This window comes from Geodermatophilus dictyosporus (assembly GCF_900115505.1).
In the GTDB taxonomy this organism is placed as follows: Bacteria; Actinomycetota; Actinomycetes; order Mycobacteriales; family Geodermatophilaceae; genus Geodermatophilus; species Geodermatophilus dictyosporus.
In genome coordinates this window covers 98,268-113,171 of record NZ_FOWQ01000001.1, presented here as the reverse complement: position 1 = coordinate 113,171, position 14,904 = coordinate 98,268, and the positions used below count along the sequence as shown (strand labels likewise).

Sequence of the window (14,904 nt, the reverse complement as noted above, 5' to 3'; positions counted from 1 at the left end):
GCGTGGCGGACGCACTGCGGTGGGCGGTCACCGACGGGCCGGACGGCACGTCGGCGGTCGAGCTGCCCGCGGACGCCGTCGGCGCGCGCCGGCTGGCCGCGCAGGCGCGCGGCGGCTTCTGGTGCGCGCGGGCAGCCGGCGGCTGCGGCGGGCGGCTGGTGGTCGGCGACGGCACCCCGCCCACGTTCCGGCACACCGGCGAGGAGCCCTGCGCCCTCCTCCGGCGGGCCGCGTCGGCCGGGCACGCCTACGACCACCTGCGCTACCGGCCGGCCCTGCTGTCGTGGCTCACCGCGCAGGGGCACCGGCCGCGGGTGGCCACGGTGCCCGACGACGGCGGGCACCCCGGCCTGCACGTCGCCGTCGACGCGCTGGGCGCGGCGCTGGAGGTCCGGCTCGCGCCGCTGTCCGACACCGCGTGGCGGGCGCGGGACGACCGGGCGCGCCGGGCCGCGCGGTCGGTCACCTGGCTCTACGGCCCCGACGCCGACGCCGCCGCGGCCACCGAGGCGAGCGTGCGCGGTGCCGCCCTGTCGCTGCGGCGCCACGACCGCGGCCTGCTCGTCGGGGTGCGCGACGCCGGCGACGCGGTGCGCTGGGTCCGCCTGGCCGCCTGCTCGCTCACCGCCGACGGGGTCACCGCACCCGGCCTCGCGGACGCCCGCGCGGCGCACGCCCGGCGCACCGCCGAGCGGCAGGAGGCGGCCCGGCGCGCGGCCCGCCGCGCCGCACGCCGGCCGGGACGGGCCCGCCCCGACGCCGCGGAGGAGCTGCCGCTCTGGCCGCTGGCGTCCACGGCCTGAGGGCGGCCTGAGGGCGGCCTGAGGGCGGCGGGACGCCGCGCGGGCGTCAGGACCGCGTGCGGGTCGGGTGCTCGTCGGGCTCCTGCACCCCGGCCGGGGTCCCGGCCTCCGGCGCCTCGGGACCGGGCTCCGGCACCTCGGGACCGGCCTCCGGCGCCTCGGGACCGGGCTCGGGGGGAACGGGCTCGGAGGGAACGGATCGCCGGTGCACGTGCGGCAGTCGCGCCACCACGCTCGCGGGCAGGTGGACGTGCGGCAGGTGCAGGTGCGGCAGGTGCACGTGCGGGCGCGGCAGGCGCACCTGCGGCACGTGCGGGTGGGGCAGGTGCAGGCTCGGCAGGTGCAGCTGGGCGAGCCGGCCGGACGGGGGTGGCCGGCGGGCCAGCAGCGCGGCGGCGCGCAGCCGGCGGTTGGCCTCCTCCCGCTGCCGCACCGTCGTCGGCACCGCGCGGTGGTCCCGCTCCCAGCGGGCCGTGTCGCTGCGGGCCAGCACGATCACCAGCGCCGTCGAGGCGGCGAACCCGACGACGGCGACCACCGCCCACCACCACATGACGCCCTCCCCATGAGCGCCGCGCCGCGGGACCCGCGGCGGATGGCGACAGGGTCCACCCGGAACCGGAACCGGACAAGCCGGAGGTGCGCGCTACACCGACGACGCGCCGGAGACGCGCCGGAGACGCGCCGGAGGGGCCCTGTGTCAGAACCGGAGCACGGCCTGCAGCGGCGGGGCGGGCAGCCGGCGGGCGGCCAGGTCGGCGAGCAGCGCCGGCCCGTCCTCGAAGGCGACGACGTCGGTCACCAGGTGCCGGCGGACGTCGTCGCCGCGCGCGCGGAGCAGGTCGAGGGTGACGTCGGCCAGCGCGCGGCGCGGCCACTCGCCGGCCGTGCCGCGCGGCACCCGGCCGATCTGCGCGCACACGACCGACAGGCCGTTGTGGTGGAACTCCTCGCCGAGCCGGACCGCCGCGGCGCCGGTCTGGTGGAAGCCCAGGTCGACGACGACGCCCTGCGGCCGCAGCGCCTTGAGCCCGGTGGCCAGGTCGGTGTCGTGTCCGCGGCACTGCAGCACCAGGTCGGCGCCGGCGTCGCCGGGAGCGTGCCGCCAGCGCCGCTTGACCTCGGACCACGCGCCGGCGTCGACGGTGTCCAGGCCGAGCGCCGCGGCGACGGCGCGCCGCGCGGGTGAGGACTCGGCGACGACGACGTCGGCGGCCCCGTGCCGGACGGCGAGCAGCGCCGACAGCAGCCCGACGACCCCGGCGCCGGTGACCAGCACGTGGCGGTCGCGGACGCCGTCGCCCACGCCGCCGCCGGGCCCGGCGAACTGGGCGGTGGCGTGCAGCAGGCCGTTGACGCAGATCGGCCCCATCTGCGCGAGGTAGACGCCGAGCAGCGGGTCGAGGTCGCCGGGCACCGGCAGCACCGGGGTGGCGGCCGGGTCGGCGCAGCGGCCGGTGCGGTGCCCGTACGCCATCGCGACCCGGGTGCCCTCGGCGAGGTGGGGGGTGCGGCTCTCGGTGACCAGCCCGACCTCCATGTAACCCAGGCGGCGCACCGGGTAGCCCGCGGTGGGGCCGTCCGGGGTGAACGAGCGCAGGTCGGCGTCCCAGGACAGCGCGTGGTGCGGGTCGGTGCCGCGGACCAGGGCCACCTCGGTGCCGGCGCTCACGCCGCTGTACTCGGTCCGCACCCACGCCTGGCCGGGACCGGGCTCGGCCTCGGTGTCGTCCAGCAGCGCCGGCTCGCCCGGCGCGACGACGCCGATGGTGCGGACCGGGCGGGTCACGGCCGCACCGCCCCGCCGTCGCCCGGCCCGGTGCGCGTGCCCACCCGGGCGTCCCTGCCCCTCCCGCCAGGAGGCCAACCGCGGACGGGTGGCCGCCCGGTTTGCGTGGGGCGCGACCGGGTAGCGCGCCATCTGTTGCCGGCGGCAACGGCGTTCGGCGCGAGGGACGAGGTCGACGAGCCCGACGGCGCCCGCCGGCACCGACGCCGGCCACCCCGGACCAGCGGGCCCGCCCTCCCGGCCGGAGGACGGGCCCGCTGCCGTGGGGGCGGTGCGGGACCGTCGCCGAGGGCACCCAGCGGTCGGCCCGTGTGGCGTCCACGGCCCACGGCTCCCGATCCGGTCGGCGGCCGGCGCGTGCAGCGCTGCGGCCGCACACCCGGCTCCGCCGCGAGGTCCGCGGGCGCCAGCGCACCGCGCCCGTCCACCGCCGCCCGGCCGGGACCGTGCCGGCCCGGTGGCAGCACCGTGCGGCTACCCGGCCGCCGCGGACCCCGATCGCCGGACGCCGGCGGGTGCACGCAGGTCAGGGGCGGGGCGGGGCCAGGGCCAGGCCCAGGGCGGCGGAGACCGCCCCCACGGCCCCGCTCACGGTCGCCAGGCGCCGGTGCCCGGGCCACAGCGCGGCGGCCGGGACCATGCTGAGCGCGTGGACCGCGTCGACGACGACCCCGCCGACCACCCGGCGCCGGGAGGGCCGGAGCGCCACCAGCGCGTGCTGGACGACCAGCCGACCCCCGAGGAGCCGGACGACCGCGAGCCACGGCTCGGCCTCGTCCGGGGCCACCAGCCCGACGACCTGCCGCGGCCGGGCCAGCAGCGCTACCCCCGACGCGCCCATCACCGAGGCGGCGCACCGCACCGCCCGCTGCCGGAGGAGCGCACTCACCGGGGGACCGCCGCCTGGGCACCGCCCACGGTCCCGCCGCCGCGGACGACCGCGTGGTCCTGCTCGGGCGGGGCGCCACCCCCGGGTCCGGGGTACGGGGACACCAGGATCTCCACGGCGGCTCCTGCCGGTCGTGCGGCGCCCGCTGCTCGGGCCCACGTCTCCTACCCGCAGACCGCCGGGGGACGCGCCGACCCCGCACGGATCGGCTGAGCCGGACGGCCCGACGGGTTGGCGCGGGACCGGGCGGGTAGCGCACCCGCCGGGGTCGAGCTCAGGCCCGCTCGCCGACCCCCGGAGGTCCCTGCACGTGGCCGACACCCCCACGCCCGAGCTGCAGCCCATGTCGCTGGGCCTCTACGACCTCGTGCACTTCGCGCTGATGGCGGCGGGGTTCGCGCTGTTCGCCTACTTCCTCTACACCTGGGCCAGCAGGGAGGAGGTCGGCCGGCGCTACCGACCGGCCCTCTACGCCGGCCTGTGCCTGGCGGCCGTCGCGACGGTCAGCTACCTCGTGCTGTTCGTCAAGTGGGACACCGGGTTCACGCTGACCGACGGCGTGTACGAGCCCAACGCCGAGGCGCGCTTCACCGGCTCCACGCGCTATCCCGACTGGGCCGTCACCGTCCCATTGCTCACCGTCGAGCTCCTCGCGGTCTGCTCGCTGGCCGGCCGCCGGGCGCGCAACCTGCGCGCCACGACGGTGGCCGCGGCCTTCCTCATGATCCTCACCGGCTACTTCGGGGCGCAGGTCGTCGCCGACGGACGGGACCGCACGGCGCTGGTCGTCTGGGGCCTGGTCAGCACCGCGTTCTTCGTCTACCTCGCCGTCGCGCTGATCGGTGCCGTGCGCGCCTCGCTGCCGCACATGGGCGCGGAGGCGGCGGTCAGCCTGCGCAACGCCACCATCGTTCTGCTGTCCAGCTTCGGCGTGTACCCGCTGGTCTACGCGATCCCCGTGTTCGCCGACGTGACCCCGGCGTGGGCGGCCACGGTGCAGGTCGCCTACTCCACCGCCGACGTGATCGCCAAGGTCGGCTTCGGCCTGCTCGTCCACAAGGTGGCCCTGCTGCGGACCGCCGAGGACGTCCGGGCCGGAGAGGACACCCACCCCGAGCCGGTGTGGGTCAGCCACGTGCACCAGAGCGACGGCGTCCTCCCGGAACTGGGCCGGGTCTCCTCCGCGGCCGCGGCCGCCATCCGCGGGGAGCACCACGAGCACGACGACCACCACGACGACGACCACTACGACGACCACCGCCACGACGAGCACTCCCACCGCGGGCACTCCCACCGCGGGCACGGCGCCACCCGGACGGCGTCCGAGCGGGCCTGACCGTGCGGTCGCTCCCGGGCCCCGGGACGGCGGAGCGGGCCGGTACCCCCGTCGCCGTCGCCGCCCGTGCCGCGACGGCCGTCTCGCTGGCCGCCGCGGCCGCCGTCGTCCTCGGGGAGGTCACCGCGGGCTGGGGGGACCTGGCGTGGCTGCCCCTGGTCGCCGGGCTGCTGCTCGGCCTGCCGCACGGCGCCGTCGACCACCTGGTGCCGGCCTACCGGCTGCGCTGGGGGACGGCGCGGCTGGCCGCGTTCGCCCTCGGCTACGCCGCCGTCGCCACGGTCGCCTGGCTGCTGTTCCGCGCCGCACCCGGTCCCGCGCTCGCGGTGTTCGTGCTGCTGTCGGCCTGGCACTTCGGCACCGGCGAGACCGCCTTCGCCGACCTGCGCGCCGGCCGGCCGGTCCGGCGGGCCGTGCTGCCGGCCGCGGTGCTCGGCGGGCTCGTGCTGCTGGTGCCCCTCGCCCGCGGGGCGGAGGAGGCGGCGCCCGTGGTCGCCGCGGTGGTGCCGGGCAGCGACGGCACGCTCCCGCCGGGGATGGGCACCGTGGTGCTCGCGGTGGTGCTGCCTGCCGCGGCCGCCCTCGCCCTCGCGCTGCTGCTGGAGACCCGCTGGACGGAGGCGGCCGAGGTCGGCGCGCTGGCCGTGCTGGTGCTGGTCGCCCCGCCGCTGGCCGCCTTCGGCGTCTACTTCGGCTGCTGGCACTCGGTGCGCCACACCGCCCGCGTGCTCGCCGAGGACCCGGCCAACGCCCCCGACCTGGCCGCGGGCCGGCTGGGTCCCCCGCTGCGCCGGTTCGCCGTGGCAGCCGCCCCGCCCACCGCCGCGGTGCTCGCCGTCCTCGCGCTGCTGTGGTCGGCCGCCGGTGGCTGGCGCGGCCTCGTCGCCACCGACCTGCCGCTGCTGGCGGCCCTGACGGTGCCGCACGCGCTGGTCGTGGCCTGGCTCGACCGCGCCGCGGGTAGGGGGACCGTACCCAGGGCGGCGTCCGCCGCCCCGGTGCCCACCAGGAGGAGCTGACATGCCCGTCGCCGACCGGATGCTGGCCGCGTACCCGAAGGACCTGGGCGGGATCGACCGCGAGCGGCTCGTGGCCTGCATCGAGGCCTGCGTCGAGTGCGCCCAGGCCTGCACCGCCTGTGCCGACGCGTGCCTGTCCGAGGAGATGGTCGCCGAGCTGACGACGTGCATCCGCACCGACCTCGACTGCGCCGACGTCTGCGAGGCCACCGGCCGGGTGCTGTCCCGGCACACCGGCTACGACGCGAACCTGACCCGCGCCGTGCTCGAGGCCTGCGCGACGGCCTGCCGCTCGTGTGGCGACGAGTGCGAGTCGCACACCGACATGCACGAGCACTGCCGGGTCTGCGCCGAGGCCTGCCGCCGCTGCGAGCGGGCCTGCCGCGACCTGCTGGCCACCCTGGCCTGACCAGGCGCCCGGTGGGAGCCGGGTCGACCTGGTGGACAGCGCCCCGGCGGGGCGGGAGCCGAGCACCGGGGTGCTGTCCCGACCGGGGCGCGACCGGTTGCGGGCGGCTCCCCCCGCCGGCCGGGTCATACGGTGGCCGCCATGGTCACCGTCCTGTCGATCCAGTCGCACGTCGCCTACGGGCACGTGGGCAACTCCTCGGCCGTCTTCCCGCTGCAGCGCCTGGGCGTCGAGGTGTGGCCGGTGCACACCGTGCAGTTCTCCAACCACACCGGCTACGGCGCCTGGACCGGGCGGGTCTTCGACGGCCAGGCCGTGGAGGAGGTCGTCGACGGCATCGCCGACCGCGGCGTGCTCGGCACCGCCGACGCCGTCCTGTCGGGGTACCTGGGCTCGGCCGACATCGGGCACGCCGTCGTCGGCACGGTCGGGCGGGTGCGCGCGGCCAACCCCGACGCCGTCTACTGCTGCGACCCGGTCATCGGCGACGTCGGCCGCGGCGTGTTCGTCCGGCCCGGCATCGAGGAGCTCATGCGGGAGGTCGCCGTCCCGGCCGCCGACCTGGTGACCCCGAACCACTACGAGCTCGACCTGCTGGCGCAGACGACGACGCGGACGCTGGACGAGGTGAAGGAGGCCGTCGCGGCCGTGCACGGGGTGGGGCCGCGGGTGGTGCTGACGACGTCGCTGGTCGCCGAGGACACCCCGGACGACGCCGTGGACCTGCTCGCCTCCGAGAGCGGCCGGCACTTCCGGGTGCGCACGCCGCGGCTGTCGGTGGCGGTCAACGGCGCCGGCGACGCGATCGCCGCGCTGTTCCTCGCGCACTGGCTCGACACCCGCTCCGCCGGCGAGGCACTGGGCCGGGCGGCGGCCAGCGTGTGGGGGGTGCTGCGCCGCACCGAGGAGGCCGGGTCGCGGGAGATCCTGCTCGTGGCCGCGCAGGACGAGTTCGTGTCGCCGTCGCGGGGCTTCCCGGTCGAGGAGGTCTGACGCCGCCACTGTGACGTCGGTCGTCCAGCGGGCGGGTCCGGACCCCGGCGCCCAGCATGGGCGGGTGGACCTGTTCCGGACCAAGCCCGTCGAACGCCTCGGGGACGAGGGCGAGGAGCCCACCGCCGCCGGTGTGGGCCACCTGCGCAAGCGGCTGTCGGCCCGGCACCTCGTCGGCTTCGGCATCGGCGTGGTGATCGGCACCGGCATCTTCACCCTCACCGGGGTCGCCGCCCGCGACATCGCCGGACCGGCGGTGGTCGTCTCCTTCGGCATCGCCGGCGTCGTCGCCCTGCTGGCCGCGCTCTGCTACGCCGAGCTCGCCTCCTCGGCGCCGACCGCGGGCAGCGCCTACTCCTACGCCTACGCCACCGCCGGCGAGGTGGTCGCCTGGGTGATCGGCTGGGACCTGTTCCTGGAGTTCGCGTTGGGCGCGGCGGTGGTCGCGCGCGGCTGGTCGGGCTACGTCGGCAACCTGCTCGACCTCCCGCCGTCGCTGTTCGGCGAGGAGGCGACGGTCAACGTCGGGGCGGCGCTGATCGTGGTGCTGCTGACCGCGGTGGCGGTGCTGGGCATCCGCGAGTCGGCCCGGGTCACCGCGCTGCTCGTGGTGGTCAAGGTCGCCGTCTGCGTGTTCGTGATCGTGGCCGGCGCCTGGTTCGTGCGGGGCGCCAACCTCACCCCGTTCGTGCCCGAGGGCCGGCCGGCCGAGGGCAGCGGCGGGCTGGCCCAGCCGCTCATCCAGGCCGTCGCGGGCATCGACCCGGTGGTGTTCGGCATCGGCGGCGTGCTCACCGCGGCGGCCGTCGTCTTCTTCTCCTACACCGGCTTCGAGGCCGTGGCGAACCTGTCGGAGGAGACCCGCCGCCCCGGCCGCGACCTGCCGCTGGGCCTGTTCGGCACCCTGGGCCTGGCCACCGTCCTCTACGTCGGCGTCTCGCTGGTGGTCGTCGGGATGGTCGCCTACGACCGGATCGACCCGGGCGCGCCCATCGCCGACGCCTTCGACCAGGTGGGCCTGGGCTGGGCCTCGGCGCTGATCTCGCTGGCCGCCGTCGCCGGGCTCACGTCGGTGATCCTCGTCGACCTGATCACCGTCGGGCGGATCGGCTTCGCGATGGGCCGCGACGGGCTGCTGCCGCAGTCGGTCGCGCGGGTGAGCCCGCGCACCGGGACGCCGGCGCGGGTCACCCTGCTGTTCGCCGTCCTCGTCCTGGCCATGGCGACGTTCGTGCCGCTGGGCGCGCTGGCCGACCTGGTCAGCATCGGCACGCTGTTCGCCTTCCTGCTGGTGTCGCTCGCCGTCGTCGCGCTGCGCCGCACCCGGCCCGACATGCCGCGGCCGTTCCGGGTGCCGCTGTCCCCTGCCGTGCCGCTGCTGTCGGCGCTGGCCTGCCTCTACCTGATGACCAACCTGAGCATCGAGACCTGGCTGCGGTTCCTCGCCTGGCTGGCCATCGGGCTGGTGGTCTACGCGGTCTACGGCTACCGCCACTCCCGCCTGCGCAGCGCGGCCGGGACCGGATCCCCCGCGCGCTGAGTCCCCGCGTTGCCCGCGGGCGGCGGCCTGGCTAGCGTCCCCTGCGTCGGGCAGCAGCGCTCGCACCGCAGGTCGCGTCGATCCGCACGCACGCCGATCGAGAGCCCGGAGCGCCGATGTCGCACCCCCCGGCCGACGGTCCCACCACCGCCTCCACCGGCACGGCGCCCCCCGCCGGCGGTGGGCGCATGGCGGCGGGCACCCGGTCCACCGTCCTCGGCGCCATGTTCCTCATGGCCACCTCGGCCATCGGCCCCGGGTTCATCACCCAGACGACGACGTTCACCGTCCAGCTCGGCGCCGCCTTCGCGTTCGCCATCGCCGTCTCGATCGTCGTCGACGTCGCGCTGCAGCTGAACGTCTGGCGGGTCGTCGGCGTCTCCGGACGGCGGGCCCAGGAGCTGGGCAACCTCGTCCTGCCGGGCCTGGGCTGGGTGATGGCCGGCCTGCTGGTCCTGGGCGGCGCGGTCTTCAACGTCGGCAACGTCAGCGGCGCGGGGCTCGGCACCGACGCGATGTTCGGCCTCGACCCGAGGATCGGCGGGGCGCTGTCGGCGCTGGTGGCGATCGGGGTCTTCCTGAGCCGGCGCGCCGGGGTCGCCGTCGACCGGATCGTCGTCGTCCTCGGGCTGGTGATGATCGCGCTGACCGCCTACATCGCGGTCACCTCCGGGCCCCCGGTGGGGACGGCGCTGCGCAACGTCGTGCTGCCCGAGCAGGTCGACGTCCTGGCCATCACCACGCTCGTCGGCGGCACCATCGGCGGCTACATCGTCTACGCGGGGGCCCACCGGCTGCTCGACTCCGGCGTCACCGGCCCGGCGCACGTCCGGGACATCACCCGCGGCTCGGTCACCGGGATCGTGGTCACCGGGATCATGCGGGTGGTCCTCTTCCTGGCGATCCTCGGCGTGGTGGCCGGCGGCGCCGACCTCGGCACGGAGAACCAGGCCGCCACCGCCTTCCAGGCGGCCGCCGGCGAGGTGGGGCTGCGGGTGTTCGGCGTCGTGCTGTGGGCGGCCTCGATCACCAGCGTCATCGGCGCGTCCTACACCTCGGTGTCGTTCGTGACGTCCCGGACCCGCACCAGCGACCGCACCCGCACGCTGCTGGTCTGCGGCTTCATCGCCGTCACCACGCTGGCCTTCGTCCTCGCGGGCGCCGCGCCCACGACGCTGCTGGTCTTCGCCGGCGCCTTCAACGGCCTGCTGCTGCCCATCGGCATCGCCGTGCTGCTGTGGGTGGCCACCCGCCGCGCCGACCTGCTCGGCGGCTACCGCTACCCGCGGTGGCTGCTGGCGGTCGGCTGGCTGGCCTGGCTGCTGACCATCTACCTCGCGGTCACCTCCGTCCGCCCGGTCGTCGAGCTGTTCGGCTGAGCAGGATCTGCACCGTGGACCTCAACTCCGACCTCGGCGAGGGCTTCGGCCAGTGGACCCTCGGCGACGACGACGCCCTGCTCGGCGTGGTGACCAGCGCGAACGTCGCCTGCGGCTTCCACGCCGGCGACCCGGTGATCCTCCGCCGGGTGTGCGACCGGGCCGCGGCGGCCGGCGTGGCGGTCGGCGCGCAGGTGGGTTACCGGGACCTCGCGGGCTTCGGCCGCCGGTTCCTCGACGTCGAGCCCGACGCGCTCACCCAGGACGTGCTCTACCAGGTCGGCGCGCTGGAGGCCTTCGCCCGGGTCGCCGGAACGCGGGTGCGCTACGTCAAGCCGCACGGCGCGCTCTACAACGCGATCGTCGCCCACGAGGAGCAGGCGGCGGCGGTGGTGCGCGCGGTCGTCGAGTACGACCGGACGCTGCCGGTGCTGGGGCTGCCCGGGTCGGCGTGGCTGCGGCTGGCGGGCGAGGCCGGGTTGACGACGGTCGCCGAGGCCTTCGCCGACCGGGCCTACACGCCGGAGGGGACGCTGGTGTCGCGCCGGCTGCCCGGCGCGGTGCTGCACGACGCCGGCGAGATCGCCCGCCGCTGCGTCGCGATGGCCACCGGCGAGCCGGTGACCGACGTCGAGGGCGGCGCGCTGGTGCTGGCGCCGGAGTCGATCTGCGTGCACGGCGACACCCCGGGCGCGGTCGCCATCGCCCGGCAGGTGCGAGAGGCGCTGACCGGGGCCGGCGTGGCACTGGCCCCGTTCGCCTGATGCGCGTCCTGCCGAGCGGGTCCTCGGCGCTGCTGGTGGAGCTCGACGACCTCGACGCCGTCCTGGGGTTCACCGCCGCGCTCCTGGACCGCGCGGTGCCCGGGGTCGCCGACGTCGTCCCGGCCGCGCGGACCGTCCTGGTGGTGGCCGACGGCGACCTCGCCGACGTGCGGGCGGCCCTCGAGCGCCTGCCGTGGCGGCCGGGACGGCGCGGGTCGGGCGAGCGGGTGGAGCTGCCGGTGCACTACGACGGCGCCGACCTGGCCGCCGTCGCCGGGCTGCTGGGCACCGACGCCGACGGCGTGGTCGCGGCGCACACCTCGCGGGAGTGGACGGTGGCGTTCTGCGGCTTCGCGCCCGGCTTCGGCTACTGCACGCCCGACGCCGAGCCGTGGGACGTGCCCCGCCTGGCCAGCCCGCGCACCCGGGTGCCCGCCGGCGCGGTGGGCCTGGCCGGCGGGTTCACCGGCGTGTACCCGCGCGAGTCGCCCGGCGGCTGGCAGCTGCTCGGCCGCACCGACGTCGCGGTGTTCGACCTCTCGCGCGACCCGGCGGCGCTGCTGCGGCCGGGGGTGCGGGTGCGGTTCGTGCCGTGCTGACCGTCCTCGCGCCCGGGCCGCTGACCACGGTGCAGGACCGCGGCCGGCCGGGCCTCGGCGGGATCGGGGTGGGCCGGTCGGGGGCGGCCGACCGCGCGTCCGCCGCGCTGGCCAACCGGCTGGTGGGCAACGACGTGGCCGCGGCGGTGCTCGAGTGCACCCTCGGCGGGCTGGTGGTGCGCGCGGAGGCCGACCTGCTCGCCGTCACCACGGGGGCGCGCTGCCCGGGCAGTCCGGTGCACTGCGCGCCCGGCCTGCTCCGGGCGGGCACGGTGCTCGACCTCGGGTCGCCGCCGTCCGGGCTGCGCACGTACCTGGCCGTCCGCGGCGGGGTCGACGTCGTGCCGGTGCTCGGCTCGCGGTCCACCGACGTGCTGTCCGGTCTCGGCCCGGCGCCGCTGCGGGCCGGTGACCTGTTGCCGGTGGGGAGGTCCTCCGGCCCGCCCCCGGGGGTGGACGTCGCCCCGGTTGCCGACCCGCCGTCCGGGCCGCTGACCGTGCGGCTGCTGCCCGGGCCGCGGGCCGACTGGCTGACCGAGGAGGCCCTGCGCCTGCTCGGCTCCGCGCCGTGGACGGTCACCGCGGACAGCAACCGGGTGGGCCTGCGGCTGGCCGGGCCCGTACTGGAGCGCCGGCTGTCCGGTGAGCTGCCCAGCGAGGGGCTGGTGCGCGGCGCGCTGCAGGTGCCGCCGTCGGGCGCGCCGGTGCTCTTCCTCGCCGACCCGCCCGTCACCGGCGGCTACCCGGTGGCCGGGTACGTGGCCGACGACGACGTCGACCGCTGCGCGCAGCTGCGCCCCGGCCAGGAGCTGCGCCTCCGCCGCTGAGCGGGGAGGTGCCCGTCAGCCGGGGACGAGGTCGCGCCGTCGGAAGCCGGTCAGCCCGGCGACCAGCAGCGCGCCCGCCACGGCCGTGAGGAGCGCGAGCCGCGCCGGCGAGACGTCGTCGATCGGCGCGAGCGGGGTCCAGGCCAGCGGCGACAGGCCGTCGACCCAGCCGGGCCAGTCGAGCGACTCGGCGAACAGCGTGGTCACGGTGACGTAGGCCACCGCGCCCCAGGCCACCCCGGCGGCCGGCCGCGGGAGCGCGCCGACCAGCAGCACCGCGGCGCCGGCCAGCACCCACACCGCCGGCAGGTACGCCACGGTCGCGCCCAGCAGCCGCCCGAGCTCGCCGGCGTCCCCGGTGGCGACCGCGCGGGTCCCGGCGGTGGCCGCCCCGGCGGCCACCAGGGCCAGCGAGGAGCCGACCAGCGCCACGGCCCCGTGGCTGCCGAGGAACGCCGTCCGGCCGGTCGCCGTGGCCAGCACCGGCTCGGCCCGTCCCGCCGACTCCTCGGCCCGGACCCGCAGCACCGCCGCCACGGCGTACGCGCCGGCCAGCAGGGCGTCGAGCGACAGGGTGGTGGCGAGGTAGGCGTCCACGAGACCGGGCGCGTCGGGCAGGAACGCCCGGGCCTCGGGGTTGTCGGCGAACAGCGTCTCCACCGACCCCGCCAGCGCGCCGTGGACCAGCCCCAGGACGGCCAGGGCCACGGCCCAGCCGGCCAGTGCACCCCGCTGCAGCCGCAGCGCCAGTCCCAGCGGTGAGCTCAGGGAGCGCGGCGCCGTGGCCCGCCCGGGCCGTGCGGGGACCAGTCCGGTGCCGAGGTCGCGCCGGTCGAGGAGGAACCCGGCGAGGACCAGCAGGGCCGCGGTCACCCCGAGACACAGCAGGAGGGGGGTGACCCGGTCGCCGGAGAAGGGGTGGGTCGCCTGCGCCCAGCCGATCGGCGAGGCCCAGGACAGCCCGTTGCCCTGCACGTCCCCCACGGCCCGCACGACGAACGCCAGCCCGAGGACGAGGCCGGCGCTGCCGTGGGCGGCGCGGGTGGACCCGGTTGCCTGGGCGACGACGGCGGTGACGCCGGTGAACACCAGGCCGGCCGCGCCGACGGAGGCCCCCAGCACCAGGGACCCCGCGACGGGCAGGCCGGTCGCGGCGGCCGCCACCCCGACGGCGAGCGCGGTCGCGAGGCAGGCCAGGGAGGCGACGGCGACGGCCGCCACCAGGGGCGCGTGCCGGCCGACCCGGGTGGCCCGGAGCAGCTCGGTGCGGCCGGCCTCCTCGTCGCCGCGGCTGTGCCGGCCGGTGGTGGTCACCGCCATCAACGCCGCGACCACGATGACGAACGCGGAGATCTCGAACGCGACCGCACCCGCCACGGTGTCCAGCCCCACCGGGGGGCCGGCCAGCGCGATCGTCGCGGCGTTGCTGCCCACGGAGGCCTCGTACGCGGCGAGGTCCCGGGGCGAGTCGTACAGCGCCTGGCTGGACACCGACTGGGTGGCCACCGGGCCGGCTGCGCCCGCGACCCACAGGGGCAGCCGCAGGCGGTCGCGGCGCAGTGCGGCGCGGACCAGCGTGCCGGTCCCGGCCAGCGTCGGGTGGGCCCCGGTCACGACCGCACCGCCCCGACCCGGGCCGGCTGCCGGCGGTCCGCGGCGACCTCGTCCCCGTAGTGCCGCAGGAAGAGCTCCTCCAGCGTCGGGGGGGTGCTGGTCAGCGCCCGGACGCCGGCGCCGGCCAGGTGCCGGACGACGTCGTCGAGCGCGTCGCCGTCGACGTCCATCCGCGCCCGGCCTTCGGCGACCCGGAGGTCGTGGACGCCGGGCAGCCCCGCCAGTCCGTGCACCGGGCGGGCGGTCTCCACCGAGATCGTCGTCCGGGTCAGGTGGCGCAGCTCGGCGAGACTGCCGCTCTGCACCGTGCGGCCGTGCCGGATGATGCTCACCCGGTCGCACAGCGCCTCGGCCTCGGCGAGGACGTGGCTGGACAGCAGCACCGTGCGGCCCTGGTCGTGCAGCGTGCGCACCTCCTCCTGGAACACCGCCTCCATCAGCGGGTCGAGCCCCGAGGTCGGTTCGTCCAGCACGAACAGCTCCGCGTCGGAGGCCAGCGCCGCGACCAGCGCGACCTTCTGCCGGTTGCCCTTGGAGTAGGTGCGGGACCTCTTGCGCGGGTCGAGGTCGAAGCGGTCGAGCAGGTCGGCGCGCCGGACCGGGTCGAGCCCGCCCTGCAGCCGGCCGAGCAGGTCGATCGCCTCGCCGCCGGTGGTGCCCGGCCACAGCGTGACGTCGCCGGGGACGTAGGCCAGCCTCCGGTGGAGGGCCACCGCGTCCCGCCAGGGGTCGCCGCCCAGCAGCCGCACGTGTCCCGCGTCGGCACGCAGCAGGCCGAGCAGGACCCGGATCGTGGTCGACTTCCCCGCGCCGTTCGGTCCGAGGAAGCCGTGCACCTCCCCCGGTGTCACCTCGAGGTCCAGGCCGTCGAGGGCCCGGGTCGCGCCGAAGGTCTTGACCAGACCGGAGACCGAGATGGCAGGCGTCATGTCCCCGGAACGTA

General features: G+C 77.5%; 15 protein-coding genes. 10 read left to right on the top strand and 5 right to left on the bottom strand.

Translation table 11 applies throughout. From position 1 onward, the window contains the following. Window positions 1-2 precede the first annotated feature (2 nt). Window positions 3-803, top strand: coding sequence for a hypothetical protein (locus tag BMZ33_RS00555; protein ID WP_091106744.1), 801 nt, complete (start codon window positions 3-5; stop codon window positions 801-803). Window positions 804-849: 46 nt separating this feature from the next. Here BMZ33_RS00555 and BMZ33_RS00550 read toward each other — a convergent pair whose 3' ends face one another. From BMZ33_RS00550 to BMZ33_RS00540, 3 genes are all read right to left on the bottom strand, one after another. Continuing rightward, entirely contained in the window at window positions 850-1,356 is a 507-nt protein-coding gene (locus BMZ33_RS00550; protein ID WP_091106742.1) for a hypothetical protein, read from the bottom strand. 147 nt (window positions 1,357-1,503) lie between these two features. Then, window positions 1,504-2,592 (bottom strand): zinc-dependent alcohol dehydrogenase, encoded by a 1,089-nt coding sequence (locus BMZ33_RS00545; protein ID WP_169063691.1) that lies wholly within the window; start codon window positions 2,590-2,592, stop codon window positions 1,504-1,506. Window positions 2,593-3,118: 526 nt separating this feature from the next. After that, on the bottom strand, window positions 3,119-3,481 hold the full coding sequence (locus tag BMZ33_RS00540) for a hypothetical protein (protein ID WP_091106739.1): 363 nt from the start codon (window positions 3,479-3,481) through the stop codon (window positions 3,119-3,121). A gap of 310 nt (window positions 3,482-3,791) precedes the next feature. Between BMZ33_RS00540 and BMZ33_RS24355 the strand changes: the two genes are divergently transcribed. The 9 genes from BMZ33_RS24355 to BMZ33_RS00495 all read left to right on the top strand — a co-directional run bounded on the left by BMZ33_RS24355 (window position 3,792) and on the right by BMZ33_RS00495 (window position 12,347). Next, window positions 3,792-4,817, top strand: a complete 1,026-nt coding sequence (locus tag BMZ33_RS24355; RefSeq protein ID WP_169063690.1) for a bacteriorhodopsin — start codon at window positions 3,792-3,794, stop codon at window positions 4,815-4,817. A 2-nt stretch (window positions 4,818-4,819) separates the two neighbouring features. Continuing rightward, window positions 4,820-5,836 carry a Brp/Blh family beta-carotene 15,15'-dioxygenase gene (locus BMZ33_RS00530; RefSeq protein ID WP_169063689.1) on the top strand — a complete coding sequence of 339 codons (1,017 nt, stop codon included), beginning with the start codon at window positions 4,820-4,822 and terminating at the stop codon, window positions 5,834-5,836. A gap of 1 nt (window position 5,837) precedes the next feature. Further along, window positions 5,838-6,245: a four-helix bundle copper-binding protein gene (locus BMZ33_RS00525; RefSeq protein ID WP_091106735.1), complete on the top strand. Its 408-nt coding sequence runs from the start codon at window positions 5,838-5,840 to the stop codon at window positions 6,243-6,245. A 141-nt stretch (window positions 6,246-6,386) separates the two neighbouring features. Then, window positions 6,387-7,238, top strand: a complete 852-nt coding sequence (gene pdxY, locus BMZ33_RS00520) for a pyridoxal kinase PdxY (protein ID WP_091107772.1) — start codon at window positions 6,387-6,389, stop codon at window positions 7,236-7,238. A 64-nt stretch (window positions 7,239-7,302) separates the two neighbouring features. Next, window positions 7,303-8,778 carry an amino acid permease gene (locus tag BMZ33_RS00515; protein WP_091107770.1) on the top strand — a complete coding sequence of 492 codons (1,476 nt, stop codon included), beginning with the start codon at window positions 7,303-7,305 and terminating at the stop codon, window positions 8,776-8,778. A 116-nt stretch (window positions 8,779-8,894) separates the two neighbouring features. Beyond that, entirely contained in the window at window positions 8,895-10,157 is a 1,263-nt protein-coding gene (locus BMZ33_RS00510) for an NRAMP family divalent metal transporter (protein ID WP_091106733.1), read from the top strand. Window positions 10,158-10,171: 14 nt separating this feature from the next. Next, a complete protein-coding gene (locus BMZ33_RS00505; RefSeq protein WP_091106731.1) occupies window positions 10,172-10,921 on the top strand; it encodes a LamB/YcsF family protein in 750 nt (249 codons plus the stop codon). Then, a complete protein-coding gene (locus tag BMZ33_RS00500) occupies window positions 10,921-11,520 on the top strand; it encodes a 5-oxoprolinase subunit B family protein (protein ID WP_091106728.1) in 600 nt (199 codons plus the stop codon). Before BMZ33_RS00505 ends, BMZ33_RS00500 begins: the two co-directional genes overlap by 1 nt. Next, a complete protein-coding gene (locus BMZ33_RS00495; RefSeq protein WP_091106726.1) occupies window positions 11,514-12,347 on the top strand; it encodes a 5-oxoprolinase subunit C family protein in 834 nt (277 codons plus the stop codon). Before BMZ33_RS00500 ends, BMZ33_RS00495 begins: the two co-directional genes overlap by 7 nt. Before the next feature lie 15 nt (window positions 12,348-12,362). Here BMZ33_RS00495 and BMZ33_RS00490 read toward each other — a convergent pair whose 3' ends face one another. Then, window positions 12,363-13,961, bottom strand: a complete 1,599-nt coding sequence (locus tag BMZ33_RS00490) for an ABC transporter permease (protein ID WP_091106724.1) — start codon at window positions 13,959-13,961, stop codon at window positions 12,363-12,365. After that, on the bottom strand, window positions 13,958-14,890 hold the full coding sequence (locus BMZ33_RS00485; protein ID WP_091106721.1) for an ABC transporter ATP-binding protein: 933 nt from the start codon (window positions 14,888-14,890) through the stop codon (window positions 13,958-13,960). Before BMZ33_RS00485 ends, BMZ33_RS00490 begins: the two co-directional genes overlap by 4 nt. Between the last annotated feature and the right edge of the window lie 14 nt (window positions 14,891-14,904).